The 20,321-nt window shown below is 55.3% G+C and carries 10 protein-coding genes; 7 read left to right on the top strand and 3 right to left on the bottom strand.

Annotation, left to right across the window (positions count from 1 at the left end; translation table 11 throughout):
• Nucleotides 1–17: 17 nt before the first annotated feature.
• From ABD920_RS03565 to ABD920_RS03575, 3 genes are all read left to right on the top strand, one after another.
• On the top strand, nt 18–1,208 hold the full coding sequence (locus ABD920_RS03565; RefSeq protein WP_345156877.1) for an aspartate aminotransferase family protein: 1,191 nt from the start codon (nt 18–20) through the stop codon (nt 1,206–1,208).
• A gap of 176 nt (nt 1,209–1,384) precedes the next feature.
• Nucleotides 1,385–3,142 (top strand): SLC13 family permease, encoded by a 1,758-nt coding sequence (locus tag ABD920_RS03570; RefSeq protein WP_345156816.1) that lies wholly within the window; start codon nt 1,385–1,387, stop codon nt 3,140–3,142.
• Nucleotides 3,143–3,191: 49 nt separating this feature from the next.
• Nucleotides 3,192–3,818: a hypothetical protein gene (locus tag ABD920_RS03575; protein ID WP_345156817.1), complete on the top strand. Its 627-nt coding sequence runs from the start codon at nt 3,192–3,194 to the stop codon at nt 3,816–3,818.
• 59 nt (nt 3,819–3,877) lie between these two features.
• Here the strand turns inward: ABD920_RS03575 and ABD920_RS03580 are convergent, their stop codons facing one another.
• Together ABD920_RS03580 and ABD920_RS03585 are read right to left on the bottom strand one after the other, a co-directional pair.
• Nucleotides 3,878–4,216 carry a hypothetical protein gene (locus tag ABD920_RS03580; RefSeq protein WP_345156818.1) on the bottom strand — a complete coding sequence of 113 codons (339 nt, stop codon included), beginning with the start codon at nt 4,214–4,216 and terminating at the stop codon, nt 3,878–3,880.
• A gap of 3 nt (nt 4,217–4,219) precedes the next feature.
• Entirely contained in the window at nt 4,220–4,648 is a 429-nt protein-coding gene (locus tag ABD920_RS03585; protein ID WP_345156819.1) for a tellurite resistance TerB family protein, read from the bottom strand.
• A gap of 305 nt (nt 4,649–4,953) precedes the next feature.
• Here ABD920_RS03585 and pfkA point away from each other — a divergent pair, with 305 nt between their 5' ends.
• From pfkA to tamL, 3 genes are all read left to right on the top strand, one after another.
• Nucleotides 4,954–5,925 (top strand): 6-phosphofructokinase, encoded by a 972-nt coding sequence (gene pfkA, locus ABD920_RS03590; RefSeq protein ID WP_345156820.1) that lies wholly within the window; start codon nt 4,954–4,956, stop codon nt 5,923–5,925.
• 272 nt (nt 5,926–6,197) lie between these two features.
• Nucleotides 6,198–11,297 carry a translocation/assembly module TamB domain-containing protein gene (locus tag ABD920_RS03595; RefSeq protein ID WP_486357927.1) on the top strand — a complete coding sequence of 1,700 codons (5,100 nt, stop codon included), beginning with the start codon at nt 6,198–6,200 and terminating at the stop codon, nt 11,295–11,297.
• A 21-nt stretch (nt 11,298–11,318) separates the two neighbouring features.
• A complete protein-coding gene (gene tamL / locus ABD920_RS03600; protein WP_345156821.1) occupies nt 11,319–13,673 on the top strand; it encodes a translocation and assembly module lipoprotein TamL in 2,355 nt (784 codons plus the stop codon).
• A gap of 76 nt (nt 13,674–13,749) precedes the next feature.
• Here tamL and miaA read toward each other — a convergent pair whose 3' ends face one another.
• Nucleotides 13,750–14,667, bottom strand: a complete 918-nt coding sequence (gene miaA / locus ABD920_RS03605) for a tRNA (adenosine(37)-N6)-dimethylallyltransferase MiaA (protein WP_345156822.1) — start codon at nt 14,665–14,667, stop codon at nt 13,750–13,752.
• A 401-nt stretch (nt 14,668–15,068) separates the two neighbouring features.
• Here miaA and ABD920_RS03610 point away from each other — a divergent pair, with 401 nt between their 5' ends.
• The gene (locus tag ABD920_RS03610) at nt 15,069–20,321 is read left to right on the top strand and encodes a PAS domain S-box protein (protein WP_345156823.1); all 5,253 of its coding nucleotides are present in this window, start codon (nt 15,069–15,071) and stop codon (nt 20,319–20,321) included.

Here is a 20,321-nt window from a genome sequence, read left to right on the forward strand (position 1 = left end):
GTTACCTTTGCAGCATGATTTCACAGAGGCAATTGTTCCTGCAGCACGTAGCGCAGACATCTGACTTCCCGTTGCTGATTGAGGTGGAGAAGGCTGAGGGAGTATATATGTACGGGCGGGAAGGCCGGCGCTACCTCGACCTGATTTCGGGTATTGGCGTAAGCAATGTGGGCCACCGCCATCCGCGTGTGCTGGAGGCCATATATGGGCAACTGGATAAATACATGCACCTGATGGTATACGGGGAGTTTGTGCAGGCCCCGCAGGCGCAGTTGGCCCACGCCTTGAGCAAGACCTTGCCTCCGCGCCTCAACAATACGTACTTCCTGAACTCCGGCACAGAAGCGGTGGAGGGCGCCATGAAACTGGCCAAGCGCCACACCGGCCGCACTGAGCTGATCTCCTGCTACAACGCCTACCACGGCTCCACCCAGGGCGCCCTCTCCATGAACGGCAGCGAGGGCTTCAAAAACGCCTTTCGCCCGCTGCTGCCCGACGTGCGCCATATCCTGTACAATAGCTTCGATGACCTGCAGTATATAACGGAGCGGACCGCCGCCGTGCTCATCGAAACGGTGCAGGGCGAAGCGGGGGTGCGTGTACCGGAAAACGATTACCTGCGCCACCTCCGCGCCCGCTGCACCCAGACCGGCACCCTGCTGATCCTGGACGAGATACAGTGCGGTTTTGGCCGAACCGGCACTTTCTGGGCGTTTGAGCAGTTCGGGATAGAGCCCGATATCCTGGTATGTGCCAAAGGCATGGGCGGCGGTATGCCGATCGGGGCTTTCATCGCGCCGCAGGAAATCATGGCCGCCTTCAAAACCGACCCTATCCTTGGCCACTGCACCACCTTTGGCGGGCACCCCGTAAGCTGCGCCGCCTCGCTGGCGACCGTGCAGGTGATACAGGAAGAAAACCTGACGGCGGGCGTGCAGCAGAAAGCTGCGCTTTTCCGGCAACTGCTGGTGCATCCCCGCATCAAAGAAATCCGCAATTGCGGCCTGCTGATGGCAGCGGAGTTTGAGTCGTTTGAGGTGCTGAAGGCTGTGATAGATCGTGCGATACTAAACGGCGTGCTCACCGACTGGTTCCTGTTCTGCGACAACTCCATGCGCATCGCGCCGCCTCTCGTCATCACCGAGGAGCAGATCAGGGCGGCGTGCGAGGTTATTCTGCGCTCCATTGATGAGGCCGTAGGCGCCTGAAAAGGTTGAGACCCGGGACATCCAAGTGGCTGCTTCTCCGCCTTTTCCCAATTTAAGGCGCAAAAAGTGGCTATATGGCCGTAAATTTTAAGTAGGATTTACCACCCTCCGGTGGCACTTGCACGTAAAAGGCCGAAGCTGCGCCTTAAGCCAAAGGTTGCAAAATCAGGATTTTTATGGAAATAGCCCTTGTGCTCACGCTGCTGGTGATTGCCGTAGTGCTTTTCGCGACAGAGAAACTCCCGGTTGAGATCGTGACGCTCATCATGCTCATCATTCTGGCAAGCGTGCGCATCATTACCCCCGAAGAGGCTTTTGCGGGCTTCAGCAGCGACTTTATCATCATCATTGCCTCTATCTTTATACTGAGTGCGGCACTGCAGGAAACGGGCATTCTCGACTTTGCCGTCATCAGGCTCGTGCGGCTGGCGCACAAGAGCTCTAACCTGATGTTGTTCGTCGTGATGGTCGTCACGGGCATTGTTTCGGCGTTCATGAACAACACCACCGTCACGGCCATGTTTGTAACACCGCTTGTAGGTTTGTCACGGCGCATCAACAAAAGCCCCTCCAAGCTGTTGATGCCGCTCGCTTTTGCGGCAATACTAGGAGGCACCGGCACGCTCATCGGCACTTCTACCAACGTGGCTGTAAGCGGCTATATCGCCAAAACCGGGCTTCCGCCCATCGGCCTTTTCGAGATATCCGGCATTGGCTTCGCAATTTTCCTGGTGGGCGTGCTTTATATGATGACCATCGGGCAGCGCATGCTGCCCGACCACAACGACCAGGAGCTGACAGAGGAATATAAACTCCAGAAATACCTGACCGAGATTGTGGTCCTGCCTGACTCACCGCTGGTTGGGCAGCTGGTATTCGCCTCCGACCTCACCTCGCTCAACTTCAGGATTCTGAACGTGATCCGGGGCGAAGACAACTTCCTCCCAGATTTCCGGACCCGCATCATGGCAAAAGACGTGCTGCTGGTGGAGGGAGACCTCGACAACCTGATGAAGGTGAAGGAGACGAAGGGAATCCAGATCATGGCCGACGTGATCCTGGAGAAAGACCTGCAGACGGAAGTCATACGGCTGGCCGAGTTGCTTGTGCTGCGGCAATCCACCCTCATCGGAAATACCGTAAAGGAGGTGAATTTCCTGCAGCGTTACGGCCTGGTGGTGATCGCGATCTCGCGCCATGGCGAAACCCTGCGCAGCAAGATCGGCAGCATACAGCTGCAGCTCGGCGACCTGTTGCTGGTGCAGGGCTCATCCGAAAGGCTGAACCAGTTGCGCAACTCCAACAATGTGGCTGTGCTGGATGAGTTCGAGCCTGTCCTGTTTAAAAAGCGAAAGGGTATCATCGCCATCGCCTGCTTCGGGGTGGCGATTCTGCTGGGCACGCTCAAACTGCTGCCCCTCTCCATTGCCTTCCTGCTGGCTGCCATCTGCAGCATTTTATTCCGCTGCATCAGCACCGACAAGGCTTACCGCGCCATCGATTTCCGGCTACTGATCCTGATCGGGGGTATGACGGCGTTCGGCACGGCCATGGAGCACTCCGGCGCTGCCGACTTCCTGGCGCAGGGCATCGTGGACTTGATGGGCCCCATGGGAAAAATGGGCGTATTGGCCGGCTTTGTGGTCTTAACTGTGCTGCTGACGCAACCTATGTCGAACGCGGCTGCGGCGCTGGTGGTGGTGCCGGTGGCCTTGCGGGCAGCGACAGAAATGGGCGCCGACCCGCGCGCCTTCGCCATTGCCATCATGCTGGCGGCCTCTGTATCGCTTGTCACACCTTTCGAGCCTGCCTGTATCCTCGTATATAGCCCCGGCAAGTACCGGTTCTGGGACTTTATCCGGATTGGCAGCCCGCTCACATTGCTGCTGATCATCGTCATCCTGCTGCTTGTGCCTGTATTCTGGCCGATGTAACTGCTTCGCCCCCGCAGCAGTAAGCATATACGTGATAAACAATTATACTATGAAAAAGAAGCTTTGCCTGCTGGGGCTGCTCGGGATAGCCGTTGCCTGCAGCCCGAAAAACGAGGAAGTGCAGGATGAGCAGGTAACTGTGGCGCCGCCCACAGAGGCCCTGGACTCCATAGCGAACACAAAGAAAGACGGTGTAAAAACGGACGAAAACGACACAGACCCAACCATGCCAATGCCGCCACCCGTCATGCAGTTGCTGACAGAGCAGTACCCGGGCTGGGAGAAACCGACGCTGACGGAAGAGGCCAGGGAGCAGACAGAGGGCGATTTGCAGGGACCCACGCTGGTACGGGGCGACTTTAACGGCGACACCCTACAGGACCTGGCGTTACAGTTGCAGCAAGATAAAGACCTGGTGGTTGTGGCGGCAATGCAGGAGCAGGAAAATCTGTACAGGCTTTATGAGATTAAACGCGACATCTTGTTTAACGAGCGCGGAAACCTTAAAAGCCTTTACTACCTGTATCTGGTGGAGCAGGGGGAGCCGCTGCAAACAGAGGACGCGAATGAAGATGTGGAGGCCGTGCACGATGCCTTAGCCATTGGCATTGAGGGAGAGGAAAATATTTATATATATGAGAACGGCTCGTTTACACCATACAGCCTGAACAGATAAGAATGGGGCGAAACGCTGCCACCCCTCTATAAATGAAAGGCAGCTAGATGGACAGCTGTTTATCTGAGGAAAACGGTATAAAGCAAGAGAAAGAATATGACTGCCGCCCCCGCTCCTATGCTGAAGGCATACTTACCCGCCTGAATGGCATAGCTCCGCTCCACCGCCGGAATCTGCAGCTGGTAACGCTGCACGTACCACAGGAAAACCGAAAACGTAAAGACAAAACTAACAAACCAGAAGGCGCAGAAGCGAAACAGAAACTGCAGGGGCAGCCTTTGCTGCAGGAAGTGCAGCAGGTAATCCTCGCGGGCGAGGAAGTAAAAACTCATAAACAACAGCAAAGCGGCATGCAGCATCAGGAGGCAGAAGCTGTAGTACCGGGAATTCTGCACCATAGATCAATAGTTCAGGAAAGACTGTGCATCCCTTTTTATGTTAGCGCGGCTCAGCCCGTCCTTCACTCCCATCGAAATCTTTCGCACCAGCACGCCCACAATTGTCTTTTTGAAGCCGAGCCGTGCAGCCATGTTAATACAAAAATCCATTTCGTTCTCGTCCACAATGCCGTCTGCCAGCATCATCTCCACAAGGTCATATATCTGGTCAAACCGCTCCGAGTCGTTGGCGGGAAGCTGAGGTTCTATGTTAGCCACGTTTGCAACCAGGTGTCGCACCTCGTCTGCCTTCATGCCATGTTTCTGACCGATCGAAACGATGTAGTTCATTTCGGTCGGGTCCAGATGCCCGTCAATTTTTGCAAGAGCACCTAAATTGGTGATGTGGCTCTTTAATCTCTTTGTTTCTTCGCTCTCAAAAAAACCGAACATAGGCTGACTCTAAATTTAGATTAATTAATTGGTCTCTTATTGTGCTATAACTTTACTTTCTGCTAAATTTGCGATCTTACGCACACCGTGTAAGGACAATGTAACACGCACCGCAGAAAGTAAAGAGTGGTGTTTTGGTATTGCATACGATTTTCCATATTTAAAGTCGTGCTTTCAAGGCTTTTTTTAAAGGCTTCGAATGGCGCCGCTTCAACGGAAATTGCCCCTCCCTCACAAAGCGTAAATTAAGAACGACACGCTTGAAAAACAATAGAAGAAACTTTAACCTAACACATCACTCCTCCATGAAAAAAATTGGCGTATTTACTTCCGGCGGTGATGCTCCGGGCATGAATGCCTGCATTAGAGCAATTGTGAGAGCTGCTGTATATCATGGTATAGAAGTATACGGAATCAGACGCGGTTACAACGGCATGATCAAGGGCGAGATATCTAAACTAGAATCCTACTCTGTCAGCAACATCATACAGAAGGGCGGCACAATCCTGCGCTCGGCGCGCAGCAAGGATTTTACCACCAAAGAAGGCCGTAAAATAGCCTATGACCAGCTTCAGAGCCTGGGCATCGAAGGCTTGGTGGCCATTGGCGGCGACGGCACCTTTACAGGGGCCAACATCTTTTTTGAGGAATACGGTATCCCCACCATCGGCGCGCCCGGCACCATCGACAACGACCTGTACGGCACCGACTACACCATCGGTTACGACACTGCCGTGAACACTGCGCTCGATGCCATCGACAAGATCCGCGACACAGCCGATAGCCACGACCGGGTTTTCTTCATCGAGGTAATGGGCCGTGACTCAGGCTATATAGCCATCCCCTGTGCCATTGGCGGCGGTGCCGAGATTGTGATGATACCTGAGACGGATACCAGCATCGACTACGTGGTGGATACCCTTCGCACCGGCTGGAGCCGCTCCAAGACTTCCTTTATCGTGATTATTGCGGAGGGAGGCGAAGAAGGCAGTGCCACCGAGGTGGCCGCCAAGGTACAGACCGCCCTGCCGCACATGGATGCCCGCGTGACCATACTGGGACACGTGCAGCGCGGCGGCTCCCCCACGGCAGCAGACCGTATGTTGGCCAGCCAGTTGGGCATCGCCTGCGTGGAAGGGCTGCTGACCGGTCGGAAGAACGAGATGGCCGGTATTATCAATGGGGAACTGGTTTACACGCCTTTCATCGACACCATCACAAAAGACAAGCCGATCAACCCGGAGTTCATCAATATGGTGAATATCCTGTCCAGCTGATCTGCCCCGGTTTTCACACTTTACCATATATAAAATAACTTATTTTACGGCCTCCCCGGCCATTGATTTTATACTTCTGTGGCGTTAAGCCCAGGAGTATAAAATACACCTTTCCCCCTCCTCTTGGACCCTGCTCCTGGCCAGGCAAATTGTTTTTTCTGCCCTGTTCCCACATTAAAGTTATATAACAGCTATCCATCTCAAGGTATTTCCGTAAAAGCAGAGCGAACTAATATTGCAATTCTATCGCTTCTGCCAAACATATCGGGAAAATCGCCCTAAAAATAATACTATGGCCTCTTGCCGTTATAGTAGGGCTGCTTATACTCATCATCATCGCGCTGCAATTTCAGGCAGTGCAGAACTACCTTGCCACACAAGGGGAGAACTACCTGGAAAACACCCTGGGCACCCGGGTAGACATCGGCGGTTTTACAACCGACTGGCGCAACACCATCGTGCTGAAGGAGGTGTACGTGGAGGATCAGCAGCAGGACACGCTCTGGTATTCCGAGCGCCTGGGCGTTGATATGGCGATCTTCTCGCTGCTAAAAGGAGTGGTTAACATCAGCAAGGTAGACCTCGACAACGCCACGCTGAAACTGCACATCCGTGAGGACAGCACCACCAACTTTGACTATATCATGGAGGCCTTCGCCACCGACACCTCCGCGGTAGCCGCCCAACCCGCTGACACAACGGCCGCGCCGATGGAAATCACGCTCGGGACCATCAACCTCGACAACGTGTATGTGGTGTTCCGGGATGAGGCCGGGGGAAACTTCATCAAAACACGCGTGGGCGACCTGACCACAACCATGGAGGAGCTGAACCTGGAGGAGCAGCGCTACCTGGTGGATGAGATAGAACTGGCCAACACATGGGTAAAATACGAGCAGACGAAACTACCGCCGCCGGACACCGCCGCCCCCGAACCGCTTGAAATGGACTTTGGCCTGAACCGCGTGGCCCTGGAGAACATCCGGGTCAGTTACCTCAGCCGGCCCGCTGACCAGCGCATTGAGCTAGCCCTTGGAGCGTCTGAAATGGTAGCCGACAACATCGACCTGAAGGGTGCGCAGATAGACCTGGAAAGCTTTATGCTGCGCGACACCGACGTGAAGTATATACAGGAGAAATACAAGCCGGTGGATTCCCTGGCTGTGAACCCCGCCAGGATAGCCGAGAATATGGATCAGTCTGTGGAGGAGACTTCCGGACAGCCGATGAACTGGGTGGTCACACTCGGAGAACTGGACGTGGCAAACCTCGATGTGCTGTTCAATAACTTCAATGCCCCGGAGCAACCAGCCGGCATGGACTACGACCACCTGCTTTTCTCGGACATTGTGCTGGATGCCGAGGATATACTATATAGTCTGAACCGTATACGGGTAGACCTGAATCAGCTCACCCTGCAGGAGCAAAGCGGGTTCGAGATAAATAACTTCAACGCCAACATCGTTTTAGACTCCACCAGCGCCAGCCTGACGAACCTGGACCTGAAAACAGGAAACAGCCAGCTACAGAATGACCTCACCATGACGTATCCTTCCCTGGATGCGATCACAGAGAACCCGTCGCAGGTGGGCCTTAACCTGGATATCAACAACAGCTATGTCGGCATGAAAGATGTACTGTACTTCATGCCTGATATGGCTGATAACCCCTCCTTTAAAAGCATTGCCAACGCTACCATAAAAGTGGAAGCTGCGGCAGAGGGGCAGCTGGACAACGTGCGCATCAGCAACCTGCAACTGGAGGGCCTGAAAGACACCTATGTGGATGTGAGCGGCGTGGTGCGGAACGCCATGGATCCTGACAACCTGTACCTCGACCTGAATATCGACCGCTTTGCCACCACCCGCACAGATATACTCGCCCTCACTCCTCCCGGCACTATCCCCCCCGACTTCAGGCTGCCAGGCCAGCTAAGCATGGAGGGAAACTACCGGGGCACCCTGACAGCGTTCGATGCCAAAGCGGATTTGCGGAGCTCCTTCGGTAACGTGGCGGCAGTTGTGGACATGGGGGCAAACGAAAGATTTTCAGCCACCGTTCGCTCCGGTGGCTTTGACCTGGGGCAGCTCTTTACCGACGACAGCCTGGGCCTGGGGAAGGTGGCGCTGGTAGCCGAGGCAAGCGGCACAGGGCTGACGCCTGAAACCATGCGCGCCAACGTGAAGGCGTCGGTGCAGCGCTTTGACTACAACGACTACACCTACAACGACATCGACCTTGCAGCGCACATCGACCGCAGCCTCTATTCAGTGAAGGCCACCGCCGAAGACCAGAACCTGGCCTTCGACCTGACCGGCGATTTTAACCTGCGCGATACCCTGCAGCCCTCCTATGACTTTAACCTGGCGCTGGAAAAGGCAGACCTGCAGGCCCTTAATTTCTACCCGGAGCCACTGGCAGTGCAGGGGCAGCTAAAGGGAACGTTCACCGGTGCCGATGCCGCCTCTATCAGCGGCCAGCTGGCAGGCGATGAGCTGGTGATCAACTACAACGACAAGATCTACCCGATCGATACCCTCCGCATGACGCTGGAGCAGGAGGGCGAGAGGGCCGAGATCTTGCTGCAGTCGGATATAGCGGATGCGGACATGAAATTCAAGAACTCGCTTGCTACCCTGCCAACGGCGCTGCAAAAACATTTCTCGAATTACATCGACCTGCAGCCTGATCCACCTTACCCTGCCAACCTGAACCTCGAGGATTTTACAGCCACCGTGGACCTGAAAGACACCGAGCTGATCAAGGCCTTTGTACCGGGCCTGGAGCAACTGCAGCCAGCCACCCCGATCACAGCCACCTATGATGGCGAGACACAGCAACTGCGGGTAGACGGGCAGATCAGCAAGATCGTTTACACGGACTACACCCTGCAGAACCTCAACCTACAGGTCAGGGGCAACAAAGAGCGGCTGGCATATGACGTAAGGCTGCAGCAGCTGCTATCGCCTTCCCTGAACGCGCAAAATATCAGTATCGAGGGTGCCGCCCGTGATGACGAGTTGGCCGTGAAGCTGGCAATTGCCGGCGATACCACCGAGGCTGCCCGTTTTGTTTTTGGCGGCGTTCTGAACAGCCTGGGCACCGGCTACCGCTTCTCCATTAACCCTGACCAGCTGGTGATCAACGGTGATGACTGGGACGTGCCGCAGGACAATTACCTGCAGTTCGACACCAACCTGCTATATGCAAACAACATCAGGCTGCAGCACAACGACCAGGCCATCGCGCTGAACAGCACCGGACCGGTTGCGCCCGGAGCGCCATTGAATGTTTCATTCGATAACCTGAGCATCGGATACCTGATGCGCACCGTGCAGGAATCGCAGGACAGCCTGATCGCCGGAATCATCAACGGGGAGGCGACCCTGAACGATATCATGGGCGACAACCTCTCCTTCACCTCCGACCTGACGGTGACAGACTTCACCTATGAGGGAGTACCGGTAGGAGACCTGGCCCTCGATGCCAGCAGCGCCGGGGCAAACCGCTACAACATCGACGCCAGGCTTACCGACAACGGGAACCAGGTGCTGGTGAACGGCTTTGTGGAAACGCAACCGAACGCCACCCTCCTGAACCTCGATGCCAATGTGGCCAACCTGAACATTGGCTCCCTTGCTGGGTTCACGGCAGGCATGGTGGAGCAACTGGATGGCACCGCGAACGGCAAGCTCCGCATCACGGGCACCGTGGAGAAGCCTTCCATTCTGGGGGAGCTTAACTTTAACAAAGCACAATTTAACCTTACCATGTTCGGTTCCCTGTTTACCCTGGAGAATGAGCGCCTGGTGTTTAATGAACAGGGAATAAGGTTCCCTGACTTTACCGTTACCGACTCCCTTGGGAACGACCTGGTGGTGAACGGCATGATCGAGACGCAAACCTATACCGACTTTCAGTTTGACCTGGGGGTGGAGACTGACAGGTTCCTTGCCCTGAACTCGACCGCCGCTAACAACGAGTTGTTTTACGGCACGCTGTACGTGGGCGCAGACGCCACCATCACCGGAAACATGGCCATACCCGTCGTGCAGGTGAATGTCCGGGTATTGGACGGATCCAACTTCACCACAGTGATACCGGCTGAATCGGTGGGGGCGGCCGAACGGGACGGGATTGTCGAGTTCGTCAACCTAAGCCCTGCTCTGGACAGCATTCTCCGGGAGCAGGAGCAAGACTCAGCGGAGGTCATCACGGGTTTTGTCGGCGCTGAGGTAGAGGCCGAGATCACGGTGACGGACGCCACTCCCATCACCATCGTGATAGACCCCATCACCGGCGACCAGCTGACAGTGAGAGGCACCGCAGATCCGCTGTTCATTGGCATGCGGCCCAGCGGAGAAATCAACATGACAGGCCGCTACACGATCACCGAAGGGCGGTACAGCATGGATTTCTACGACCTGGCCTCCCGGGAGCTGGACATAGCGGAGGGCAGCTACATCAATTGGCTGGGCGACCCGCTGCAGGCCACCATGGACATCACAGCCATATATACCGTGGAGACCGCCCCTCGCGAACTGGTGGCCTCACAGGCCGCCGGGGTGGAGGACCCTGCCCTGCAGAACCAGGTGGAGTTTGAGGTGCTGGTGTACGTGCGGGGCGACCTGCTGACACCGGAGATCAGCTTTGACATACAACTGCCGGAGGAGGAACAGGGAGAAGTGCCGGAGCAGGTGATCTCGAGCCTCGGCAACCTTCGTCAGGACGAGTCGGCGCTGAACAAGCAGGTATTCGCTCTCCTGGTACTGAACCGCTTCCTGGCACCGGACCCACTGGCCAGCTCCGGCGGCGGCTTTGAGTCAACCGCCCGCAACAGCTTAAGCGGCGCCCTGACGGATCAGCTCAACCAGCTTACGAACCGCTATGCCGGGGGGCTGGGCCTCGAGCTTGGCGTGGACTCCTACCAGGACTACTCCTCCGGCTCAGCACAGGGCCGTACGGACCTGAATGTGGCCCTGAAGCAGCAGTTCCTCGACGACCGGCTCACCGTGCGGGTGGGCACTGACATTGGCCTGGAAGGAGGCAACCAGTCTGACCAAACCATGAGCGGCTTTGGCGGCGACGTTTCGGTGGAGTATTCCATCACGGAGGATGGACGCCTGCGCGTGCGTGGCTTCCAGCGCAGCCAATACGAGGGTGTGCTGGAGGGGGGCGATGTACGTGCCACCGGCGTGTCCCTGATCTATGTGCGCGAGTATGATGATTTCGCTGACCTGTTCCGCAGTATCGAGGCAGTACAGAGAAAGCAGGAAGAACGCAAGCTGGAGGAGGCGCAGATAACGAGGGAGGAGCAAAAGGAAATCAAAAAAGAAGAACAGGAACTTAAAGAAGAGGGGATAGAGCAATAATTTATGTTAATCACAAAACCCGTGTTACGCCCTAAGGGCATCTATATACTACTGCTACTGCTCGTGCTCTCCTCAGGTTGCAGCGTCACAAAGGTGGTACCCGAGGGGAAGGCATTGTTCTGGGGCTACGATGTGAAGGTAAAAGGCGAGAACGACAGCAGCAAACGGGCCTCCGACATGGAGGCAGAGTTGAGCGCAACGGTGCGTCCACAGCCAAATGCCTCCATACTTGGCCTGCGCCCCAAGCTGGCCATATATAACGCTTTCTACACAGAAAAGGAAAAGGGCCTGAAACACTGGATCATGACGAAGCTGGGAGAGCCGCCTGTTCTCTTTTCGGAGGTGGACACAGCCAGCATCAGCCAGATTATGAGCAACCGACTGCACAACAGGGGGTATTTCAACAACACCGTGGGCAGCACGGCGACCATAAAAGGCAAAAAAGCCACCATAGACTGGACGGCCAATATCGGGGAGCCATACCGCATCCGCAAAATAGAATATACCTTGCATGACTCCCTGCCTGTGCACCGCGACCTTGAGCAGACCAGGGCAGAGTCGCTGCTGAAGACCGGAGACCCTTACGACCTGGAGACGCTGAGCGCTGAGCGCGTTCGGGTGGACGGCAAACTCAAAAACGAGGGCTACTACTTCTTCAGCCCCGACCTGCTGATATACAGCGCCGACACCACAGTGGGTGACCGGAAAGTGGATGTGCTGCTACGTGTAAAGAATATCGCCTCTGCCAAAGCGCTTCAGCCTTACACGTTGGATGATATCTTTATTTTCGCGAATTACTCCGTCGGCGACAGCCTGGCCACGCGAGACACGATTGACTTTCAAGGCTATCACTACATCCCGAACGAGAACTACGTGCGCGCGAAGCACCTGCTGCGGGGCGTGTTTCTTGAGCAGGACAGCCTTTATACACGCGAGGAGCACCTGCTTACCACCAAGCGCCTGGCAGCGTACTCTGCCTACAAATTTGTGAACATCGAGTACAAGGTGGACACCGTGGAGGATAATTCGCTGGACGCATTTATATACCTGACACCCGCCCTGAAGAAAACGCTCCGGGCAGAGGCGCAGATGGTCAGCAAGTCGAATGGATTTACCGGCCCGGGCATCAATGTCTCGTTTCAGAACAAAAATGCGTTTAAAGGGTCCGAGCTACTGAACGTGGAGTTCTCCGGCACTTTCGAGTCCTACGTCGGGGGCAGAGGGTCGGGGGAAGTGCCGGAGGGCGTGGAGCAGGAAGGAAACGCCAACCTGACATCGTACGAACTGAGCGCCAAGGCATCGCTGAGCATCCCGCGGATTATGTCGCCGTTCAAGCTTCGGAATCTTCGCACGGAGTTTGCGCCTCAAACGCGCATCGGGGCCGGGTTCAGCTTCCTGAACCGGGTAGGCTTCTTCCAAATGAACTCCTACAGCGCCACGTATGGCTACAACTGGCGCCCCACGCAGACGGTGACACTTGACGCAACCCCGATTAACCTGCAGTATGTGCAGCTAAGCAATACCACAGAGGCTTTTGACAGGTACCTGGTTCAGAACCCGTACCTGCAGCGCAGTTTTGAAAACCAGTTTATCATCGGCTCCATCTATCAGCTTACCTACAGCACCCAGGTATACGAAGACAGAACGAACCAATTCTTCGATAAGGTGATCCTTGACCTGTCGGGGAACCTGCTGAACGGCATTCAGTCAGTTACTGGTTTCCCCCCGCCAACGGACGAGGAGCCCCGGACCATCATTGGAAACCGGTTTTCGCAATACGTGTTGCTTGACAACGACTTCCGCCACTACCTGAACTTCGGGAAGGAAAGCCAACTGGTGACGCGCCTTGTGGCAGGCGCCGGCTATGCCTACGGCAACTCTGTCTCTCTGCCTTATGTCAAGCAGTTCTCGGTTGGCGGGCCAAACAGCATCCGTGCTTTCAGGGCCCGCAGCGTGGGCCCCGGCACTTACGCCCCCCCCGAGGAGACAACCTTTTCCTATTTCGACCAGACCGGTGACATCAGACTGCTCGGTAACATCGAGTACCGTTTCCCGATCTTCGGCTTTTTCAAAGGGGCGGTGTTTGTGGATGCGGGCAATATCTGGTCTTTCAAGGAGGAGTTTGACGACAATGGCGAGATTTTAAGGGAGGGCGGCGTGTTCGACTCCAAAAATTTCCTGAACGACCTGGCCGTGGGCACCGGTTTCGGCCTGCGGGTGGATGTGGAGTTCTTCGTGCTGCGCCTGGACATAGGAATACCGGTGCAGGTGCCTTCCCTGCCAGAAGGCGAGCGGAACGTGCTGCGGGACTTTAAGGGCAGCTTCAGCGGGGAAAATAGCATGGTGCTGAACATTGCTATCGGGTATCCTTTCTGATTTATATAGCAAATGCAGGTTTATATATGGCAATGGCTCGCTGTGGAGATAGTATGACAGACATTCACACAACACGTTAATGCACACGCTCTTTTATAAAAGCCACGATTTCCTCCCACTGCCGGGGATGGAACCACGTATACTCCCCGGGGTTCTTGTTAAACCACGTCAGCTGCCGCTTGGCATAGCGCCGGCTGTTGCGCTTCAGCAGGCGCACAGCTTCCTCCCAGCCATAGGCACCTTCTATATAATCGAAAATCTCTTTATAGCCAACCGTCTGCAGCGCGTTATGGGCACGGTTTGGGTATAACCGGGAGGCCTCCTCTTGCAGTCCCTGCTCCAGCATCTGGTCCATGCGCTGGTCGATGCGCTGGTAAAGCTCGTGCCGGTCGCGGGTGAGGCCTATCTTGATAATGTTAAAAGGCCGCTCCTGCCGCTCACTTTTCCGGAACGAAGAGTACGGCATGCCGCTTGAGACACTCACTTCCAACGCCCGGATCACCCGCTGCGGGTTGGCTTTGTCTACCTGGGCAAAATAGACGTGGTCCAGTTGCTGCAGTCTCTCCAGCAGCGGCCGGAGTCCCTCCGCTTCGTATTGGCGGGTAAGGTCTTCCCGCAGTTCCATGTCCGTTTCCGGCATCTCATCCATGCCCTCGCACACCGCCCGTATATAGAGTCCGGAGCCGCCCGTCATCAGCACGACATCCTTCTCCCCGAAAAGCCGCTGCAACAGCAACAGCACATCCTGCTCATAGGCCCCGGCGTTGTATTCTTCTGTGATGCTGTGCGAGTTGATGAAATAATGCGGAACACCCTGCTGCTCCTCTTCTGTGGGCTTGGCTGTGCCAATGGTCATCTCCCTGAAGAACTGACGGGAGTCGGCGGAGATAATCGCGGTGCGGAAGTGCCTGGCCAACCGCACGCTTAGGTCTGTCTTGCCCACCGCTGTTGGCCCCGCCACCACCACCAGGTGCTTTTGTTTCTTTGTCGCCATGGTTGTTCTTCAATTTTCCTGTAGCTCGCCCCCCTGCTCTCTGTGCTGCACTTCTATTAAAGCTATATATAGCACCATCTATAAAATATCGCCTAAAGCCCGGGGCTAGATAGAAAGCCGTAGGCTATATATAAATAATTTCATAGCTCCCAGTGAACGGTTGCGCTATGCGAATGGTTTAAGGCAGTAGTAGCCGCAAATAGCCAATTTATATATAACTGCTATCGCCAGTTAATTAATGGTAAAACACAATTGCCTTCTTGTGCGGCACGATTAAATAGTACAAGGATAGAGAGAGACGCTTTTATTTGCTAATTTAAGGCTAAATTTATATACTGACCCTAGAAGCCGTTGCCGCTGCCATAAACCCGCAGCATAGTTTACTTAGCTTTAAGAATACGATGCCGTTTACGCCGAACCGGGAAATTAACGCCCCGCTTACCAAACTTGCCGATGCCCTGCTGCAGGTGCTGGTACAACTTTCCAAGCCATTCCATGGCGTGGCTGTTGCTGCTATCAGCGGAAAGCTGCTGGCTGCAAACGCACAGGCAGCCAATTTCACGGAAGCAGGTTCTGACACGTCGGGACTTGGTTCTGTACAGGAACTGCTGCGCCTGTCGCAGGAGGAATACGAAAGTTTGATGGCTACGCTGCATCAGCACCGTAGTGCCTCGGGAACGCTAAAGCATGACGGCGTCCTATCAAAGATAGCTCATACCTTCAACTGCCGCCTGGTCGACTACGAGGAGGAGGTTTTTATGGTGCTGGAGTTGTCAGAAGCCGGCATGCCGACCGCTCTAGAGCCAGCGCAGGATGCCGGCTACCACCATGTGTTCGACGACAGCACAGAGCCCCTTTTCCTGCTCGATGCCGAAGGCTGCTTTCTGGATATAAACCAGAGCGCCCTCGCCCTCATGAAGCAGCAGAAAGAAGCTCTGGTGGGCCACTCCATCTACCGAAGCTTCGGCCTGAACCTTTTTGAACGCGTTTCATTGAAAAAGCAGATAAAAAAGGCCTTGCAGGGGGAAAAGCAGAAGTTTGAGTGGTGGCTTCAGGGGAACGGCCACGATGACCTGCTCCCAGTGGAGATCATCCTCCGGAAAGGCGCCTTCTCGGGCCGGGATGTCATCTACGGGTCAGCCAGGAACCTGAACGAAATGATCGGGTCGGAGCAGGACGTGCGTTTCCGAAACCATCAACTGGAGTTCGTCAATCAGCTGATCACCAACATCTCTACCTCCGACAGCCAATACGAAGTGCTGCAGTTCACGCTGGACGAGCTGCTGGACAAAAGCGACATGACAGGTGGCTGCGTATATACCTGCCTGCCCGCTGAAGGCAAAGCAAGCCTTTCATATACCGCCGGCCATATAGTGGAGCAACACACGCCGGAAGAACTGGTCCTGGATCAGGAACTCATGGCACTGCTGCCCACCCGGGAAAAGCGTAGCGCGCTTGTGCAGCTCCAGGAACAGCTGCAACCGCTGCTGCACCGCAAGCTCACCCTCGTGCCTGTTACAACGGAGAAGGAGGTAATCGCCCTGCTGATGCTTTGGCAACACGGCGGCGATATCCGCCTGAACCGCTCTTTTGTGGCGCTGCTCGACTTTATTGGCACCACCATCGGCAGTTATATCGCCCGGCACCAGTTGCAGCAGCAGCTTCGCCTTTCAGAAGACAAGTACAGGCTGCTGTTTGAGTCTTCCTACGATGCCATCCTGCTTTTCAAAGATGGCAAGGTGGTGGAATGCAATGAGAAGGCCATTGAGTTTTTCCGTTGCACGCGCGAAGAGCTGATCGGCCACAGCCCTACCGAGTTCTCGCCTGAGCTGCAACCGGATGGCACCAACTCAACCGCTAAGGCTGAGCGCCTGATGCGGGAGGTGCTGGAAACCGGGAAGTCGATCACCTTTGAGTGGAAGAACCGCCGCAAAGACGGAACTCTGTTTGATGTGGAGATCAACATAAACCGCCTGATCATTGATGGGGAGGCCTATATACAGGCCTTCAAACGCGATATAACCCAACGCAAACAAGCGCAGTTGGCGAGACGGCGTGAAGAGGTGCTGCGCGAGTCGATGGACCAGTTCCGCAGCTTCCTCGATAAAGTGAACCTGATTTACTACAGCCTCGACACGCAAGGCACCATCACCCACTCCAACAACTTTTTTCTGAAGTACGTGGAGTATACGCGGGAAGAGCTCATCGGGCAGAACTACTTTGATCTGCTGGTGCCGGAGCCGGAACGGGAGCAGCGGAAGCTCGATTTCCATAAGGCGCTGGAGTCCGGCGAACTGAGCGCGTACTACGAGCGCGATGTCCTCACTAAGTCGGGACAGCTGAAAACCCTGCGCTGGAACGCGATGTTTGACCACAACACCGAAGGCGAAGTGACAGGCGTCACGGGCGTGGGCAAGGACATGACGGACAAGCGCATCGCGATGGAGGCCCTGAAGGACAACAAGATCCGCCTGCAGGACCTGTTCGACAACGCCCATGACCTCATCCAGAACACCTCGATCGACAACAAGTTCATCTTTGTGAACAAGGCGTGGAAAGACCGCCTCGGCTATAACGACCAGGACATTGAAACCCTGACCCTGAACGACATTGTGCACCCTTACTACAAGGCGAAGCTCATCTACCAGCTGCGCAACCTATACAAGGGCGAGAATGTGAACAAGATGGAGACCGTTTTCCTGACAAAGGCGGGGAAACCCGTGCACCTGATCGGCAGTATCACCTGCAGCCTGCAGGACGGACAGCCGGTGGCCACACGCGCCATCCTGCACGACATCACGGACCGTATAAAGGCGGAGCGGCTGCAGAAGGTGTATTACAGCATTGCCAACCTGGCCATCAGCAGCAAAGACCTTAATTCGCTTTACTCGGCCATTCACCGGGAGCTGAGCAAGATCATAGAGACACGCAACATCTATATAGCGCTTGTAGACGGGGAGCCCAAGCACCTGAACTTCGTTTACCTGGTGGACCAGTTCATAGACAAGGCCAACAAAACGAACATGCGCCGGCCTTTCTCGGTGGGGCTGTCGGAGTACATTATTGAGACGGGCAAGCCGCTGTATATGCAGAAAAACGACCTGATGGAACTGGCGGAGCGGGAAGGGATCAGCCCGTTCGGGGCCATTCCGGAGGTGATGCTCTGCTCTCCGCTGGCCATCGGCGACCGCATCATTGGCGTGATCACGCTGCAGGACTACCAGAACCCGGATGCCTACGTGCACACCGACATAGAAATCCTGCACTTTATTTCGAACCAGGTCGCCCTGGCGATTGAACGGAAGCGGAACGAGGAGCAGATCAACAACCAGAACGCCCGGTTAAACGCCATTTTCGAAAGCGGCACCCACCATATGTGGTCGCTCAACCGCAACTACGAGCTCACCTCCTTTAACCGCAACTTTGCATCCAGCTTCGAGCGGCGCAGCGGCCGGCCGCTCAAAACCTTCATGCGCATTGACGACAGCAGCATTGTGGAGGTGCACGAAAATTCCTATACCTTCTGGGAAGAAAAGTACAAGCAGGCCTTTAACGGGCACCCGCAGCACTTTGAGCTGTATGCGCAGGAAAGCGGCATCTGGCGCGAAGTCTACCTGAGCCCTATTTACCTCGAGGACGGGACGTTCGAGGAGGTATCGGGCATGGGCCTGGACATTACAGACAAAAAAAGATCGCAGCTGGAACTGGCGCAAAGCGAGGAGAAGTTCCGCAGCATATTCGAGTCTTTCCAGGATGTGTACTACCGCATCACCATGGAGGGCGACCTGAAGCTGGTGAGCCCGTCGGTAGCGCAGCTGATCGGGTACCGGGAAGAAGAGGTGCTCGGGCAAAACATCGGCCGCTTCTACGCCCACCCCGGGGACGTGGAAATGCTGCGCAGGCGCGTGGTCCAGGAACAAAGCGTGCGGGATATTGAGGTGGAGATGGTGACCAAGCAGGGCGTGCACAAAACCGTTATCATAGACTCCCGCCTAGTCTATAACCCCGAAGGGAAGGCAATCGCCATGGAAGGGGTTGCCCGCGACGTGTCGGAGCTGAAGCGGACGCAGAAAGCGCTGCTGAAGGCGAAAGAAGAGGCCGAGAACCTGCTGAAGGTGAAAACACAGTTCCTGGCCAATATGAGCCACGAGCTGCGCACCCCGATGAACGGTATTATCGGTATGATCGACCTGCTGCACCAGATTACCACCGACCCGGAGCAGAGCGAGTATATAGACACTCTTCGCAAATCGTCGGACGCGCTGCTGGCCATCCTGAACGACATTCTGGACCTGAGCAAGATACAGGCCGGCAAGCTGGTGCTGCATGAAACCGGCGTGGACCTGTACGAGACGCTGGACAAGATCCATTCGCTTTTCGTGAACCGGGCACAGCAAAAAGACCTGACATTTACCTACTCCATTTCGCCCAACACGCCGCGCCATATATATACCGACGAAACGCGCCTGTTGCAGATCCTGTCTAACCTCACCTCCAACGCCATCAAGTTCACGAATGCGGGCAGGGTGAGCATCCACGTGGATGCCGAAAACACCGACGGAGAAAACATACGGCTGCATGTGCGCGTGAAAGACTCGGGCATAGGTATTTCGCAGGAAGACCAGCAACTGCTCTTCAACGATTTCACGCAGCTGGATAACTCCTCCACGAAAACGTTCGGGGGCACAGGCCTGGGGCTTGCAATATCCCGGCAACTGACGCATTTGCTGGGCGGCGACATCGGCGTGGAGTCTGATGGTGACGTGGGCAGCGTGTTCTGGTTCAACATCCTGGTGCGCGAGGCAAGCCCAGCGGAGGTGGCCGAGCAACAGCAGCGGCAGCAGCAGCACAACAACGAGATGGAGGCCTTGCAGAACCACCCCTACGTGCTGCTCGTGGACGACAACCAGATCAACCAAAAGGTGGCGCAGAAGCTGCTGGAACGGCTTGGCTGCATCACCGACATTGCCTCCAATGGGTACGAGGCCATCGAACTGGCCACCACCAACAGGTACAACATGGTTTTTATGGACATCCAAATGCCCGAGATGGACGGTGTGACGGCGACCAATATCATCAAAGAGCGCCTGGTGGACAACTGCCCCCCTATTGTGGCCATGACGGCGTACTCCATGAAGGACGACGCAGAGAAGTTCATGAGCCAGGGACTGGACGACTATGTGTCGAAGCCGGTGAAGAGCGTGGACCTGCACACCGTTATCGTAAAGTGGGAGCAGCAGCAGCGCTACAACCACGCCCTTCCGGCGGGCATGCCAGCGCTAAGCGCACCGCAGGAAGAGCAAGCCAAAACCAGCCCTATCATTGATCTGGAGGTGGTGGAACAGCTCAAGCAGATCGGGGGGGCTGACTTTGTGATACAACTTTACATTGAGTTCGAGGAAGAAGCGGCCCTTCTGATAGAAGAGGTCAAAAAAGATTTGGAGGCCCAACATTACATGTCTATATTGAGTACATTGCATCAGCTAAAGGGCACCGGGTTCACGCTCGGCATCATTTCGCTCGCAGAACTGGCCAAACAACTGGAGCATGATATTAAAGAAAACGATTTGGAGCATGTAGATAAAAATTTCTCCAAATTGCAGTCTCAGTACGAAAACTATAGGAAATCATATAAAGAAATTATACTCTGTTAG

Source organism: Pontibacter saemangeumensis (genome assembly GCF_039541895.1).
GTDB classification, from domain to species: Bacteria; Bacteroidota; Bacteroidia; order Cytophagales; family Hymenobacteraceae; genus Pontibacter; species Pontibacter saemangeumensis.

Excerpts from the sequence above, each read along its gene's own strand:
- ABD920_RS03580 (WP_345156818.1), bottom strand. The coding sequence starts at position 4,216 with ATGGTGCAGAATTCCCGGTACTACAGCTTCTGCCTCCTGATGCTGCAT.
- miaA (WP_345156822.1), bottom strand. The coding sequence starts at position 14,667 with ATGGCGACAAAGAAACAAAAGCACCTGGTGGTGGTGGCGGGGCCAACA.
- pfkA (WP_345156820.1), top strand. The coding sequence starts at position 4,954 with ATGAAAAAAATTGGCGTATTTACTTCCGGCGGTGATGCTCCGGGCATG.
- ABD920_RS03585 (WP_345156819.1), bottom strand. The coding sequence starts at position 4,648 with ATGTTCGGTTTTTTTGAGAGCGAAGAAACAAAGAGATTAAAGAGCCAC.
- ABD920_RS03610 (WP_345156823.1), top strand. The coding sequence starts at position 15,069 with ATGCCGTTTACGCCGAACCGGGAAATTAACGCCCCGCTTACCAAACTT.
- ABD920_RS03575 (WP_345156817.1), top strand. The coding sequence starts at position 3,192 with ATGAAAAAGAAGCTTTGCCTGCTGGGGCTGCTCGGGATAGCCGTTGCC.
- ABD920_RS03570 (WP_345156816.1), top strand. The coding sequence starts at position 1,385 with ATGGAAATAGCCCTTGTGCTCACGCTGCTGGTGATTGCCGTAGTGCTT.